The 13,326-nt window shown below is 43.7% G+C and carries 11 protein-coding genes; 7 read left to right on the plus strand and 4 right to left on the minus strand.

The features are described from left to right. Positions 1-217: 217 nt before the first annotated feature. Genes LIX84_RS16345 through LIX84_RS16355 form a run of 3 tightly spaced genes read right to left on the minus strand, consistent with a single transcriptional unit; the run spans position 218 to position 1,486 of the window. Entirely contained in the window at positions 218-409 is a 192-nt protein-coding gene (locus LIX84_RS16345; protein ID WP_005495802.1) for a hypothetical protein, read from the minus strand. A gap of 20 nt (positions 410-429) precedes the next feature. Beyond that, a complete protein-coding gene (rnhA, locus tag LIX84_RS16350; protein ID WP_005495799.1) occupies positions 430-897 on the minus strand; it encodes a ribonuclease HI in 468 nt (155 codons plus the stop codon). Next, positions 878-1,486, minus strand: coding sequence for a recombinase family protein (locus LIX84_RS16355; protein ID WP_226421758.1), 609 nt, complete (start codon positions 1,484-1,486; stop codon positions 878-880). The genes rnhA and LIX84_RS16355 overlap by 20 nt, the downstream gene beginning before the upstream one ends. Positions 1,487-1,801: 315 nt before the next feature. On the opposite strand from LIX84_RS16355, the gene LIX84_RS16360 reads away from it, so the two are divergent. The 6 genes from LIX84_RS16360 to LIX84_RS16385 all read left to right on the plus strand — a co-directional run bounded on the left by LIX84_RS16360 (position 1,802) and on the right by LIX84_RS16385 (position 10,630). Beyond that, entirely contained in the window at positions 1,802-1,987 is a 186-nt protein-coding gene (locus tag LIX84_RS16360) for a hypothetical protein (RefSeq protein ID WP_226421759.1), read from the plus strand. Beyond that, positions 1,977-3,083: an LPO_1073/Vpar_1526 family protein gene (locus LIX84_RS16365; RefSeq protein ID WP_226421874.1), complete on the plus strand. Its 1,107-nt coding sequence runs from the start codon at positions 1,977-1,979 to the stop codon at positions 3,081-3,083. Before LIX84_RS16360 ends, LIX84_RS16365 begins: the two co-directional genes overlap by 11 nt. Positions 3,084-3,556: 473 nt before the next feature. Continuing rightward, positions 3,557-5,194, plus strand: coding sequence for a methyl-accepting chemotaxis protein (locus LIX84_RS16370; protein WP_054867757.1), 1,638 nt, complete (start codon positions 3,557-3,559; stop codon positions 5,192-5,194). 484 nt (positions 5,195-5,678) lie between these two features. Beyond that, positions 5,679-6,818, plus strand: coding sequence for an efflux RND transporter periplasmic adaptor subunit (locus tag LIX84_RS16375; RefSeq protein ID WP_005390787.1), 1,140 nt, complete (start codon positions 5,679-5,681; stop codon positions 6,816-6,818). Positions 6,819-6,820: 2 nt separating this feature from the next. Continuing rightward, a complete protein-coding gene (locus LIX84_RS16380) occupies positions 6,821-9,982 on the plus strand; it encodes an efflux RND transporter permease subunit (RefSeq protein ID WP_226421760.1) in 3,162 nt (1,053 codons plus the stop codon). A 192-nt stretch (positions 9,983-10,174) separates the two neighbouring features. Beyond that, positions 10,175-10,630, plus strand: coding sequence for a MarR family winged helix-turn-helix transcriptional regulator (locus tag LIX84_RS16385; protein WP_012841967.1), 456 nt, complete (start codon positions 10,175-10,177; stop codon positions 10,628-10,630). Between the two features lie 46 nt (positions 10,631-10,676). On the opposite strand, the gene LIX84_RS16390 is transcribed toward LIX84_RS16385, so the two are convergent. Further along, on the minus strand, positions 10,677-11,633 hold the full coding sequence (locus LIX84_RS16390) for an AEC family transporter (protein ID WP_145474265.1): 957 nt from the start codon (positions 11,631-11,633) through the stop codon (positions 10,677-10,679). A 600-nt stretch (positions 11,634-12,233) separates the two neighbouring features. Between LIX84_RS16390 and trpS the strand changes: the two genes are divergently transcribed. Continuing rightward, the gene (gene trpS, locus LIX84_RS16395; protein WP_226421761.1) at positions 12,234-13,256 is read left to right on the plus strand and encodes a tryptophan--tRNA ligase; all 1,023 of its coding nucleotides are present in this window, start codon (positions 12,234-12,236) and stop codon (positions 13,254-13,256) included. Positions 13,257-13,326 lie beyond the last annotated feature (70 nt).

The following is a 13,326-nucleotide window of genomic DNA, read 5'->3' on the forward strand; positions in this document are numbered from 1 at the left end:
GCTTCTCAGAGGTTAGCTTAGAGGGACATAAACCTCTGATTACATATACTCCGAAGGCTCGGTAAGGCTACATAGCGGCTGCGGTTATGAACCTTAAGGCTTACGTTGTGTTAACTTACAGATGTACTAGGGGGGCGTTAGCTTCCGAGTTCGTTTCTCCTTCGATTGCATCGCCCCCTGACGTTTACACAAAACGTGATTTAAAAAAGTTCATTTTTTAAGAGAGACGACCGTACCAGTTGCCTGCGTGCGTTCGGATTACGGGTAGACCATCTTTTGCCGCTTTCTTTGCATTTTTCATTGAACAGACAAACCATGCTTTGACTTCAGGTATGCGGTGATAGTTGTCTATCTCGTTAAGTTCAACTTCTGGTAGGATAAAATCTTCAACTAATGTAGTTTGTTCCATGTTGTTATACCTTTGTAATTTTACTTTTGTGGAATAGCAGAGTAAGCAAGCATGTGAACTCTCTCGTTTAGAGGATGACCATTGTGTGCTTTTACCCACTCCCAAGAAACATTCATTGATTCGTTCAGTTCGTCCAATTTCTGCCATAAGTCTGCATTAAGGACGGGTTTTCTGTCACTCCTACGCCAACCATTACGCTTCCAGCAACGTATCCATGTAGTGATTCCATTTTTTACATATTGGCTGTCTGTGTGGACAGTTATAGGGTTATTCGGATATTTCTTATATATGACCTCTAATGCTTTGATTGCTGCCGTTAGTTCCATTCTGTTGCTGGTGGTCTTTCTTTCGTGTCCAGAACGTTCTAGCTCTTTGTCTGCTCTAGTTAGTATGAATGCCCAGCCGCCTAAGCATTTCTGCGTAATACACGAACCGTCTGTGTAGGCGTTAATTACTTCTTTAGCGTTGCTAGTTACTGTTGTTTCCATTTTTCTCCTTACTCTTCTTTGATTCTGCGTAGAGGCGCTTAACCGTTGATTGAGAGATGTTAAGCTTCTTTGCGGTTTTGGATATGGACAGTCCTTCATTCCTTAGCTTTGCCACTTTATCTGCACTTGCTTTGGCAGGACGACCAATAGTTTTACCTTCAGCCCTTGCTCTTGCTTGACCCTCAATTGTTCGTTCTCTAATACGATCTTTTTCAAACTCAGCAAAAGCTAAAAACATTTTCAACATTAACTGACCTTCAGGGCTGTTTAGGTCGTTATGTGGTAAATCTAAACAGTGGATATTGATACCTTTGTCCATCAAAAGCTTGATCGTTTGTTGTACATCTATGTTGTCACGTCCTAAACGGTCTAGCTTTAAGACCACCAGCGTGTCACCTGCAACAAGCTTGTGCTCAATAAGAATCCTGAAGCCTTTACGTTCCAAAGCACAAACACCACCTGATACAACATCTTCAACTACAAAAGCTTCGTTGACTTCATATCCTCTGTCTTTGAAGGCTTGTATTTGGTTCGCTGTTGTCTGCTCTGTTGTAGAGACTCGACAATAGAAATAAGTCCTCGTACTCATTAGCCCTCGCATACCACTCTGAAAAAGTAGTATGGATTTTATGAGCCTAGGTCAAAATGTCAAGAGGGTACTTATGAGACGTTTTTGTCTCATACTATGCGGGTAGGTTCGAAAACGAATGGTTTTGAGCTAGGCGTACCTGTTTAGTCTTTGATACCAATAAAAGCAGAACATTGGTCTTAATGAATTTGTTAGTAAATTACTTGGGCGTAGTCGTTTGGGTATCCCTAATTCACTAGTTAATGGATGTGTGCTCTGTTGCTTAGCATTGAGAGTATTAGTTAGAATGTAAATTTTTCTGTAGGAGCCTCTGTTGTGCAATGGATTATTGATAATAAAGAGTGGTTGTTAAGCGGTATCTTTGTAGCTGTAACGTTAGCTTTGGTTGGATGGTTCTTTTCCGCTCGAGGTAACAAACAAACTCAGAAATCTGGGAATAACTCAACCAATATACAAGTTGGTGGTGACTTGCGGATACGTGGTGGAAAAGATGATAAATAGACAGAACCAAGAAAGTGGGGATGGCTCAACGAACCTTCAAGCTCAGAACATGACTGTCGTTATGGGAGTGGATGAAAAAAGAGCTAGAGAAATTTTTCAGGAGATGAGCCTTCAGCAGAGAAATGATTACTCACAAGAGGCACTTATCGTTGCCACCGAAAGGGTGGAGGTTTTTGAAAATACTTTAATGGAAAAAATGGAGCAAGTTGAAGGAGCTCTGGAGGCATTTGCAGACCCTAGCTTTCAGATCTTATTGGTGGAAGCTCAGAAAACTGCTGCTTCTAGTGAAAGGGTGGCAGACTATGACATGCTGTCTGAACTGTTAATACATAGATTCCAAAAGGGAGAGAACCGTAAAGTTAGAGCTGGTATCAACCGTGCAGTTGAAATTGTTGATGAAATATCGGATGACGCTCTTCGAGGATTGACTGTATTTCATTCAATTTCATACTTTTACCCTGTTACCGCTGAACCAAGTCAGGCTTTAGATGCTCTGGAAAATCTATTTGAGAAGTTATGCGATGGAGACCTACCTAAAGGGGACGAATGGTTGGATCACCTAGACATACTAGATGCCGCAAGATTAAATACATTCATAGGTTTGAAGACGCTAGAACAGTATTATCCGGAGAAGTTGGCGGGATTTATTGATGTTGGAATAAAAAAAGATTCGGATAATCACAACAAGGCTATTGAGATATTAAAGGGCGTTAACTTATCCGAACAAATCTTGGTGCAACACGCTTTTGATAGTGACTATCTAATGTTACCTGTGCCCAACCAAAAGGAAATCGCATCATTGACTATAAACCACAAAGTTATGAGCAATGGTGTGCCCACAGTCATTAAAAACCGAATTTCAGACAATGAAATAGAAGCGTTAAATGCAGTATATAGCTTATACGAGAATAATGCGTCTAAGAGGCAAGCAAACATTGATGCTCTTATGAACGAGTGGGATAAACGTCCACACCTTAAAGCTCTAAAGGATTGGTGGAATGAGTTAGGCGTGAGCGTGCAGATTACTGCGGTTGGAAAAGTATTAGCTCATTCTAATGCTCAGCGTTGTGACAAAACACTGCCTCCTCTTAACTAGATGGTACAAAAAGCTGGTACAGAGTTAAGAATTTAAATATGATTAAGATGTTGATATTAAATGATTTAAATTCGGCAGCTTGCAATCGAGAGTTCGAATCTCTCACTCACCGCCACATTTGAGCCCTAGCAGAAATGCTGGGGCTTTTTCGTATTATGCGATAAGTTCAATCCCAGAGCTGTATATCGTATTGATTCTCAATTACTCGTTGAGTCGGCAACCCCTTCAAAAAGCCTCCTTTTTATTCACCTTTTGTTACACATTTTCCATACAGGTAGTGCGTTTTTATTCGCATGTTGTGATGAGCGTTCCTTATTAAATTTTCCACAAAATCAATTAATTGTTGAAATTAGAACGCTTGTCAAAAAGTCATCAGATATCATGTTTAATAGAGTCTTTTACCTAATGGGATACTCTATTTGTTTGATATAATTTCTGGCAGTTTGTATACCATAATTAAAGAGAGTCTATTCATGTTCCAGAACTTAACGATCAAGCAGAAGATAGTGATTCCGCTGTCACTGATTATTGGATTGTTTATTGTGAGCTCTGTATTAAACGTTATGACAAGTTGGAAACAATCTGAGTTGAGTGAAACACTTAACGAACAGATAGTGCCGAACTTATTAACGATTGAGGATGCTTACCGCGATCTTTACCAAGCGACATCTGCAATTCAAGGTGTTGCTCTTTCTGATACTCAAACCGATATTGACCACCACATCGGTGAATACAAAGACAACGCATACAAAGCGCTGCCACGTATGGAGAAAATGATTGAGCTATCGCAAGCTGGCGTGATGTCTTCTTCACACGGTAATGAAGTGAGAAAGCTTGTCTCCCTAGGTGAAAAATGGTTGGCGAGTTATGAAGCGATGTTGCGTTTACCTCAATCACAATGGCTTGGTTACTACAACGAACACAAACACACCTTTGAAAATCAGTTTATCGAGGTAAGAGCGCAACTTAATGTTGTGAAAGATGCGATAGAAGAAAAACAAAGCCTATTGAAAGATGAAATCTCAGCAGCCGCAACAAGAGCTCAGGTAATTCTTGAAGCGGGCATTGTGATTGTTATTCTGGCCGCTATTGCGATGGCGTTTTTGTTGTTGCAAACCGTCGTGAAGCCTATCAACGATATCAAAAATGCGATGACAGAAATTGCTTCTGGTGAAGGTGATTTAAGCCAGCGAATCGATGTAAAAACACAAGACGAAATTGGCAATTTAGCGAACGCGTTTAATCAGTTTGTGTCTAAAATCCAAGCGACAGTTTCTCAAGTAATTGAAAGTTCGAATACCTTGCGTAATGAGATGGAAAATCTTAGCTCGTTGACCACGACCATCGCGAACTCGACCGTTTCTCAGCAAAAAGACAGCGAGGCGGTAGCAGCGGCAGTGCATGAAATGCAAGTCACCAGCAGAAATGTCAGCGATAGCGCTAACGAAGCTGCGGTTGCGAGCCAAACAGCGAATGATGAACTTACCAATACCAATGTTATTTTGGATCAAACCGTTAGCTCAATTCGTAGCCTCGCAAGTGAAATCGAAAGTGCAAGCCACGTCATTAACACATTGGATCATGATGTGAGTAACATTGCTTCTGTATTGGATGTCATTCGTGGTATCGCAGAGCAAACGAACTTATTGGCGCTTAACGCAGCGATTGAAGCGGCTCGTGCAGGAGAGCAAGGGCGAGGTTTTGCTGTTGTAGCAGATGAGGTTCGCTCGTTAGCCAGTCGCACACAACAGAGTACGGGTGAAATCCAAACCATGATTGAAAAGCTACAATCTGGTGCGGGACAAGCCGTAGAAGTGATGCGTGGTAGCCAAAATAGCAGTGATGAAACAATTCAATCGGCAGGGAGAGCGAGTCAATCCCTTTCTGAAATCTTGAACGCGATTTCACGTATGAACGAGATGAACACACACATTGCAACGGCTGCAAGCCAGCAAAGTACGGTAAGTGACGAAGTAAATAGCAACGTACAAGGCATTGCGGATAGCAGTACATCTATTGTGGAAATCGTAAATCAAGCGCAAGCATCTTTAGCCATGTTATCAGAGCAAACCCAGCGCTTAGATCATCAGGTTAGTCAGTTCAAAGTATAAGCTTGAGAACTGCAGTCTCACTGACGAAATAACCCGCTTCTTAGCGGGTTATTTTTTAGATAAGGGTCGAACCTGACTTTTGAAGGCTCGACTATATTTACATTCCTCTTTTACTTAAATTTGTATACCAGAGGGGCAAATAATCCTAGACAGCGGTGACAAACTCTGTACAGCGTGATGATGCTTTTATCATCACTTTTGCTGCTTTTATCATCACTTTTGCTGCTTTTTAACCATTGCAATTGCTCACAGGAAAGTGTGATTTCCAACCCAAAATCTTCAAATTTGAGAACTTCATTACACCTTTACCATAAACGTTTTTCGTAAGCGTATAGAACTGTAAATTTTGTTGTATGTACAACACTGGGTAATTATCATCCTAATTAATTTGTTCTGGATATACATCCGTTAGTCATCATTAAGTCATTCTAGAAGTTTTTAGCAAGGAATCTTGAAGGCTTGTAGGTAAAAGAGAGAAAAATTCATGAGACGTAAAACCACGCTATCTCTGCTGATTGCGTCGAGCCTTTTTGTGGTTGGATGTCAACCTAGCGAAGAAGGATCGAGTCAAGGTAGTGGTCCTGCGCCCGCAACCGAAGTTGAAGTGTTAACGGTGGAGCCAACTCGCCAAGCGTTAACTGTTGAGTTGCCAGGTCGTAGCCGTGCATTCAAAGAAGCGGAAGTTCGTCCGCAAGTTACAGGCATTATTTCAGAACGAAATTTTGTTGAAGGCGGCCTTGTTGAACAAGGACAGTCCCTATATCAAATTGATGATTCATCATTTCAAGCGGATTTGCTGAGCGCTGAAGCGGAATTAATCCGAGCTCAAGCAGCGGCAGAATCGACCCATGCCACAGTGAAGCGTTACAGAACCTTGATCACCAAAAAGTCCATCAGCCAACAAGATTTGGATGAAGCAGAAGCAGCATACAAGGAAGCGCAAGCACAGGTCCTAGTCGCAAAAGCTAAGATCAATACGGCAAAAATCAATTTAGATTACACGCAAGTGAAAGCTCCGATTAGCGGTGTGATCGGTAAATCGAGTGTGACGGCGGGTGCGTTGGTTACGGCTAACCAAGCAGCCAAATTAGCGACCATTCAGCAGCTTGATCCTATCAACGTTGATATTGTGCAATCATCCGCGCAACTGCTGCGTTTAAAAGCGGCTCTTTCCCAAGGTCATATGCAAGAAGATGACTCTGCGCAAGTTACATTGATGCTTGAAGATGGCAGCACGTACGAACATAAAGGCACGATGAAATTTACCGAGGTCAATGTGAACGAAAGTACGGGTAGCGTGACGCTTCGTGCTGAATTCCCAAACCCTGACGGTTTGTTACTTCCAGGAATGTTTGTTCGTGCGACGGTTATTACTGGTGTTGACCCTGACGCGATTCTGATACCACAAAATACCGTTTCTCGCGATGCGACAGGCAAAGCGACAGTGATGATGGTGAATGGTGAGAACAAAGTTGAAGCGAGACCAGTGAAGACAGCCGAAGCGATCAATAATCAATGGCGTATCATTGATGGTTTGAAAGCGGGCGATAAAGTCATTACTGCTGGGTTACAAAAGGTAGGTCCAGGCAGTCCTGTAACTATCCAAAACGGTGAACAGGAGTAATCATGGCACGATTTTTTATCGATCGTCCGGTATTTGCTTGGGTTCTCGCGATTCTAACGATGTTGGCGGGGGTAATGTCATTATTCAATTTACCCGTCTCGCAATACCCAACGATTTCACCGACAACGATCACCATCAGTGCACGTTATCCAGGTGCATCAGCGAAAACCGTTGAAGACTCGGTAACGCAGGTTATCGAGCAAAATATGACGGGATTAGATTATCTTCGCTACCTATCATCGAGCAGTGATGCATTCGGTAATGCGACAATTACCCTGACGTTTGATAGCGAAGCTGATCCTGATATCGCGCAAGTACAGGTGCAGAACAAGCTGCAATTGGCATTGACATCATTGCCGATGGAAGTACAAAACCAAGGTATCGTCGTGAATAAATCCAACACGGCGTTTCTCATGGTGGTGGCAGTTTATTCTGAAGATCCTGACTTTACAGAAAACGATATCGGCGACTTTGTTGTAACGAATATTCAAGACCCGATAAGTCGTGTAACTGGCGTAGGACAAGTACAGGCGTTTGGTGCGCAGTATGCGATGCGAGTTTGGCTGGATCCATTTAAGCTTACGCAGTTCAACTTGACCGCAATCGATGTAGCAAATGCTATCAGTGAACAGAACGCGCAAGTTTCTTCAGGTCAACTTGGTGCAGCACCTGCGCAGGAAGGTCAGCTGTTGAATGCAACGATTTCGTCTGCAAGTCGTTTGAGCAGTGTGGAAGAGTTCCAAAACATCATTCTTAAGTCTGATGCCAGTGGTTCGAATGTTTATTTGAAAGATGTAGCTCGTGTTGAACGTGGTGCAGAAAGTTACGATATTCGAGGCCAATATAATGGCTTCCCAGCATCGGGGTTAGGTATTTCATTAGGTACTGGCGCAAACGCGCTTGAGACAGCTAATGCGGTGAAAGAGCGTTTAGAACAACTGAGTGCTACGTTCCCAGAAGGGTTGCAGATTGCTTACCCATTTGAAACGACTCCATTCGTCAAAGCCTCGATTCAAGAAGTGGTTAAAACGCTATTAGAAGCCATTCTTCTTGTGTTCTTAATCATGTACCTGTTCTTGCAGAACTTCCGTGCGACGATCATTCCAACGATCGCAGTGCCTGTCGTACTGCTCGGCACCTTCGCTATTTTGTACGCGACTGGATTTAGCGTAAACACGTTAACCATGTTCGCGATGGTTCTGGCTATCGGTTTGCTGGTGGACGATGCCATCGTTGTGGTGGAAAACGTCGAGCGTGTGATGCATGAGGATGGGTTAGAGCCCAAAGAAGCGACCAAAAAATCGATGGGGCAGATCACTGGTGCTCTGATTGGTGTGGGTCTGACGCTTTCTGCGGTATTCGTCCCTATGGCGTTTATGTCTGGTTCTACAGGGGTTATTTACCGTCAGTTCTCGATAACGATTGTGGCGGCGATGACACTTTCAGTTTTGGTAGCGATAATTCTGACTCCAGCATTATGTGCAACATTACTGAAAAAAGGCGATGCTGAGCTTCTAGAAAAGAAAGGCTTCTTTGGCTGGTTTAACCGCAAGTTTGATGCGATGACAGCTGGCTATGAAACCGGCGTTGCTAAACTCCTCAAGCGCACAGGTCGTATGTTGGTTGTATTCTTGGCAATGAGTGCAGGTGCGGGCTGGCTGTTTATGAACCTTCCGACGTCATTCTTGCCGGATGAAGACCAAGGCACGGTATTCTCAATGGCCATTTTGCCGCCTAACTCAACGCAAGAGCAGACGGAAAAAACACTTGAGAAAATGCGCGACTTTTACCTTGTGGATGAGAAAGACAACGTGAAATCCGTCTTCTCCGTTGCGGGCTTTAGTTTTGCAGGCCAAGGCCAAAACATGGGGATGGCATTTATCGGTCTGAAAGATTGGTCAGAGCGTGAAGCGCCGGGTGCTGATGCAGCTTCCATTACGGGTCGAGCGATGGGGTACTTCTCAACCATCAAAGAAGCACTGGTGTTTGCATTTGCACCTCCTGCGATTCAAGAATTGGGTAACTCGACAGGCTTTGATTTCTATCTTCAAGATTCGTTGAACAAAGGTCACGACGCATTAGTCGCTGCGCAAGGTCAACTGCTTGGCATGGCTGCACAAAACCCGAAATTTGTCGGTGTTCGTCCGAACGGCCAAGCAGATGCGCCAATGTACAAAGTGAACATTGACCACGTTAAACTGCGTGCTCTGGATGTTAGCATTAATGACGTCAACCAAATCCTGTCAGCGGCATGGGGCGGGGCGTACATTAACGACTATATTGATCGCGGTCGAGTGAAAAAAGTCATGATGCAAAGTGATGCGGAATACCGTATGCAGCCAAAAGACTTCGATTCGTGGTACGTGCGCAACTCAAAAGGTGAGATGGTGCCTTTCTCTGCCTTTGCGAGCGGAGAGTGGACGTATGGTTCACCTCTTTTGCAGCGTTTTGATGGTTTGCCAGCGATGAATATCCAAGGCGGCGCAGCTCCTGGCGTCAGTACTGGTGAAGCTATGGCAGAAATTGAAGCAATGGTAGAAAAGCTACCAGAAGGCTTCACGGTGAACTGGAATGGTATTTCGTATGAAGAGCGCCTTTCCGGAAACCAAGCGCCAATGTTATATGCGCTGTCTATCCTCGTCGTATTCTTAGTTCTCGCCGCTTTGTATGAAAGTTGGTCAGTACCTTTCGCCGTGGTGTTAGTTGTGCCTCTTGGTGTGCTTGGTGCTGTGCTCGCGGTAATGACGCGAAGTATGGACAACGATGTATTCTTCCAGGTGAGCTTATTAACGACGGTCGGCTTGGCAACTAAAAACGCCATTCTGATTGTTGAGTTTGCGAAAGATTACTACGAGAAAGGTGCTGGCCTTATCGAAGCAACCCTGCATGCCGTTCGTGTTCGTCTGCGCCCAATTATTATGACATCGCTTGCCTTTGGTCTAGGTGTAGTACCGCTTGCTATCAGCTCTGGCGTGGGCTCAGCAGGTCAAAATGCGGTAGGTACTGGTGTACTTGGTGGCATGATCAGTGCGACGATCTTAGGTATATTCTTTGTGCCAATCTTCTTTGTGGTGGTTGAGCGATTGTTTGATCGACGTGCGAGAAAAGAATCGGAGGCAGAGTTGTCTGAGACTAATCCTAAACCGGCTCAGCAAAGCGAGTAAGACTTGGTTGCTGTAACTAAGTTATACTGGTGATAATAAACACGATAAAAGGGCGCTTCGGCGCTCTTTATTTTATGTTTTCACTTGGTGGTTACCGTCTTTGACGCAAACTTGAAGGGGGAGCGTTTTGCCTTATGCAGAATCTGCTTACTCCTTCCGACCGAATGAAAGCCTAAAGAAGAACAAACGACGATGAAAGATCAGAAAATCTCCCCAATTTCCGTTTTGGATCAAAGCCCTATGTTTGTCTGCGGTGTGATGCAGCGAATGTATCGCAACCGTGCTCAAGCTGAGCTCTCTCGGCAAAATTTAATGACACTCGAGATGGCAAGTGCACTGGCCGCTTTGGAAGAGTTTCAACCCATGAGTCAGCAAGCGTTGGCTGACGCGGTTCGAACTGAGCGAAGTGTAGCAAAGCGAATGGTGGATAATTTGGAAAAGCGAGGGTTTGTTCAAGTTTCTAAAAGTAAATCGAATCAGCGTCTCAAAATGCTCAGCATGACAAAAGAGGGGGCAAACGCTTTAAAGCAAGTGCATCAAATCATGACGAACTTACAGAAAGAATTTTTTGCTTGTTTGTCTGAATCAGAAGCGAGTGAGTTTTTTCGTTTGGTAAGAAAGCTCACTTTTGCAAATCACGACCAGTAGCTTATCTTAATACTATCTAGCGCGCCTTTACTTTATCGGTGATCAATTATATTAAGTCGTAAAACTTAAGAAATAGAATGCCCAAAGTACACGTGACGGTAGAAAGTACCGTAGTGAGTGCGATGATATTTGCGGCTAATGTGGCATTGCCTCCCATCGAACGTGCCATGACATAACTGGCCGCTGCCACTGGGGAAGCGTTCATAAAGAAAAGAATACCTAACTCAATTCCTCGAAAACCTACTAAGTAAGCACCAATAGTGATCATTACGGGTGCCACGATGAGCTTGTAACTGCTTGCAAACCAAGATGGACCTTTCTCTTTTCTCATCAAGCTAAAATCGAGTGAGCCGCCCGTACACAACAGCGCTAAAGGTAATGTCATTTTGGACAAGTAGTCCCCTGCATCAATAACAACATTCGGCACTGGAATAGAGAGCAAATAGAAAGCCATCCCTAGGACGATTGAGATTATCAGTGGATTCCTCGTCAGTGTTCGGCCCATCATTTTTGCGGCTTGTGGGACAGAAGTTGCGCCTTTGGGAGATAAGCAAATTACCGCTTGGACGTTGTAAATAAACGTGGTGACCGCGACATAAAGCGCTGCTAACGCCACACCTTGAGAACCATACGCATTGGCAACGTACGCGATGCCAATAATACCTGTGTTTGCTCGAAACCCACCCTGGATAAGAACACCTTGGTCAGGCGATGCTTTGAACAGAAGCTTGACCGAAAGGTAGGTGAAAATGAAAAACGAAATGCTAGCGATGACGCCGAAATTGACAAAGCCACTCGCCGCGGAAAAATCGTGTTCTGAAGCCACAATACTGACAAATAACATCGCAGGTAGCGTAACTTGAAACACCAGTTTGGAGCCTACTTCGATAAAATTATCGTTGATCAGTCCGATGCGTTTGAACACCACGCCAAGTATTAACATTAAGCAGATAGGGCCGGTTATCGACAAAGAGAATTGCAACTGATGTAGAACAGCTTCCATGTAAGTACCCGCAGCAAAAGAAAAATATTCCTGCTGTCTATTAAGCCATAAACTCTGGGAGACAGGACAGAAAAGTGATGAAATTTTCCTCTTTTGTTGTTTCCAGAACCATTTGCATTCCAAGTTATGGACGAGGTCCCAGTTTAACAAAGCTGCACTGGTTCTATGCGCGATATGTTGGTTTACTACTTATCGTGATGCATCCACATGCGTATTAAATAAAAGGGTTGGTCATTGTGGTTATGGATAGGAGTTCATCGATGAAAAGGAAACACAACAAAACCGTACTTTGTGCATTTGTCTCAGGTTCGGTGTTTGGTGCAGCTTTAGTCATTGCGATGTCTTTACCAATGTAATCGTTTCTGTAGGCTCTTTGAATACTCACGCTAATTCAATACAAAAACAGATTGAGTTCAGCTTGATGTACTGTTAGTTTGAAAACATGAAAATACACGTTAGCCCTTCATCAACAACCTTCTTTTGGTGGCGCTCTAAATAGAGCGGCACGGAATAGTCACATTCTTAAGCTGCTGGATGGTAGCTAAGAGTGTTTGATCTTTTTATCTCCAGTAGCGATCTATTAAATACTTGGAGATAAATATGAACACCATTCAAAGTACACCACAGCGTGAAATTATCCTGACCGGCGATCGAGCGACAGGTCCGTTACACCTCGGGCACTATGTCGGTTCATTGCAACAACGAGTCAAATTGCAAACGGAGCATGAGCAAACGATCTTAGTCGCAGACATGCAAGGGTTGACGGATAACGCCCACAATCCATCAAAAGTATCCTCCAATATTCTCAATGTCGTTGCGGATTATTTGGCCGTTGGTATCGACCCCACACAAACCACGATCACGTTGCAATCTCAAATACCAGCGTTAGCAGAGTTAACGATGTATTACAGCAATCTTGTCTCTATTGCGCGTTTAGAGCGTAATCCCACGGTTAAAAATGAGATTCAAAGTAAAGGCTTTGAACGCTCTATTCCCGCTGGTTTTTTAACGTATCCAATTTCTCAAGCTGCCGATATTACGGGGTTCCACGCGACGTTGGTTCCGGTAGGTGATGACCAACTGCCGATGTTGGAGCAAACTAATGAAATCGTAAGAAAAATAAACCACCTGGGTGGAAAAGAGGTTCTTAAAGAGTGCCGTCCTTTACTTAGTGATGCACCTCGTTTGCCGAGTACTGATGACAAAAATAAGATGTCTAAAAGCATGGGGAATGCAATCAACCTAGGGGCGTCTGAAAAGGAGATTTCTGCGGCGGTGAAATCTATGTATACCGACCCCAATCACCTGAAAATTGAGGACCCTGGCCAAGTCGAAGGTAATATCGTATTTACCTACCTCGATGCCTTTCACCCTGATAAAGATTACGTCGAACAGCTAAAAGAGCATTATCGACGAGGTGGGTTAGGTGATGGTTTGACCAAGAAAGTGTTAGAAGAATGCCTACAAGAGATGCTTCGTCCTATTCGAGAAAAGCGTGCCATGTATTTGAATGATAAAGCACAGCTGATTGATATTTTAAAACAAGGTAGTCAGCGTTCTCGTGAGAAAACTGAACAAGTGCTATTTGATGTGAAAGATGTATTTGGTTTGAATTTGTTCTGAATTAAAAGTAGAGAGTTGAACATAAGGCACGACGGCTTATTAGCAACGTGCCTTTTTTAGCTCCCAGTCA

This window comes from Vibrio sp. E14 (genome assembly GCF_020515785.1).
GTDB lineage: Bacteria > Pseudomonadota > Gammaproteobacteria > Enterobacterales > Vibrionaceae > Vibrio > Vibrio diabolicus.

Excerpts from the sequence above, each read along its gene's own strand:
- LIX84_RS16345 (WP_005495802.1), bottom strand. The coding sequence starts at position 409 with ATGGAACAAACTACATTAGTTGAAGATTTTATCCTACCAGAAGTTGAA.
- rnhA (WP_005495799.1), bottom strand. The coding sequence starts at position 897 with ATGGAAACAACAGTAACTAGCAACGCTAAAGAAGTAATTAACGCCTAC.
- LIX84_RS16355 (WP_226421758.1), bottom strand. The coding sequence starts at position 1,486 with ATGAGTACGAGGACTTATTTCTATTGTCGAGTCTCTACAACAGAGCAG.
- LIX84_RS16365 (WP_226421874.1), top strand. The coding sequence starts at position 1,977 with ATGATAAATAGACAGAACCAAGAAAGTGGGGATGGCTCAACGAACCTT.
- LIX84_RS16370 (WP_054867757.1), top strand. The coding sequence starts at position 3,557 with ATGTTCCAGAACTTAACGATCAAGCAGAAGATAGTGATTCCGCTGTCA.
- LIX84_RS16375 (WP_005390787.1), top strand. The coding sequence starts at position 5,679 with ATGAGACGTAAAACCACGCTATCTCTGCTGATTGCGTCGAGCCTTTTT.
- LIX84_RS16380 (WP_226421760.1), top strand. The coding sequence starts at position 6,821 with ATGGCACGATTTTTTATCGATCGTCCGGTATTTGCTTGGGTTCTCGCG.
- LIX84_RS16385 (WP_012841967.1), top strand. The coding sequence starts at position 10,175 with ATGAAAGATCAGAAAATCTCCCCAATTTCCGTTTTGGATCAAAGCCCT.
- LIX84_RS16390 (WP_145474265.1), bottom strand. The coding sequence starts at position 11,633 with ATGGAAGCTGTTCTACATCAGTTGCAATTCTCTTTGTCGATAACCGGC.
- trpS (WP_226421761.1), top strand. The coding sequence starts at position 12,234 with ATGAACACCATTCAAAGTACACCACAGCGTGAAATTATCCTGACCGGC.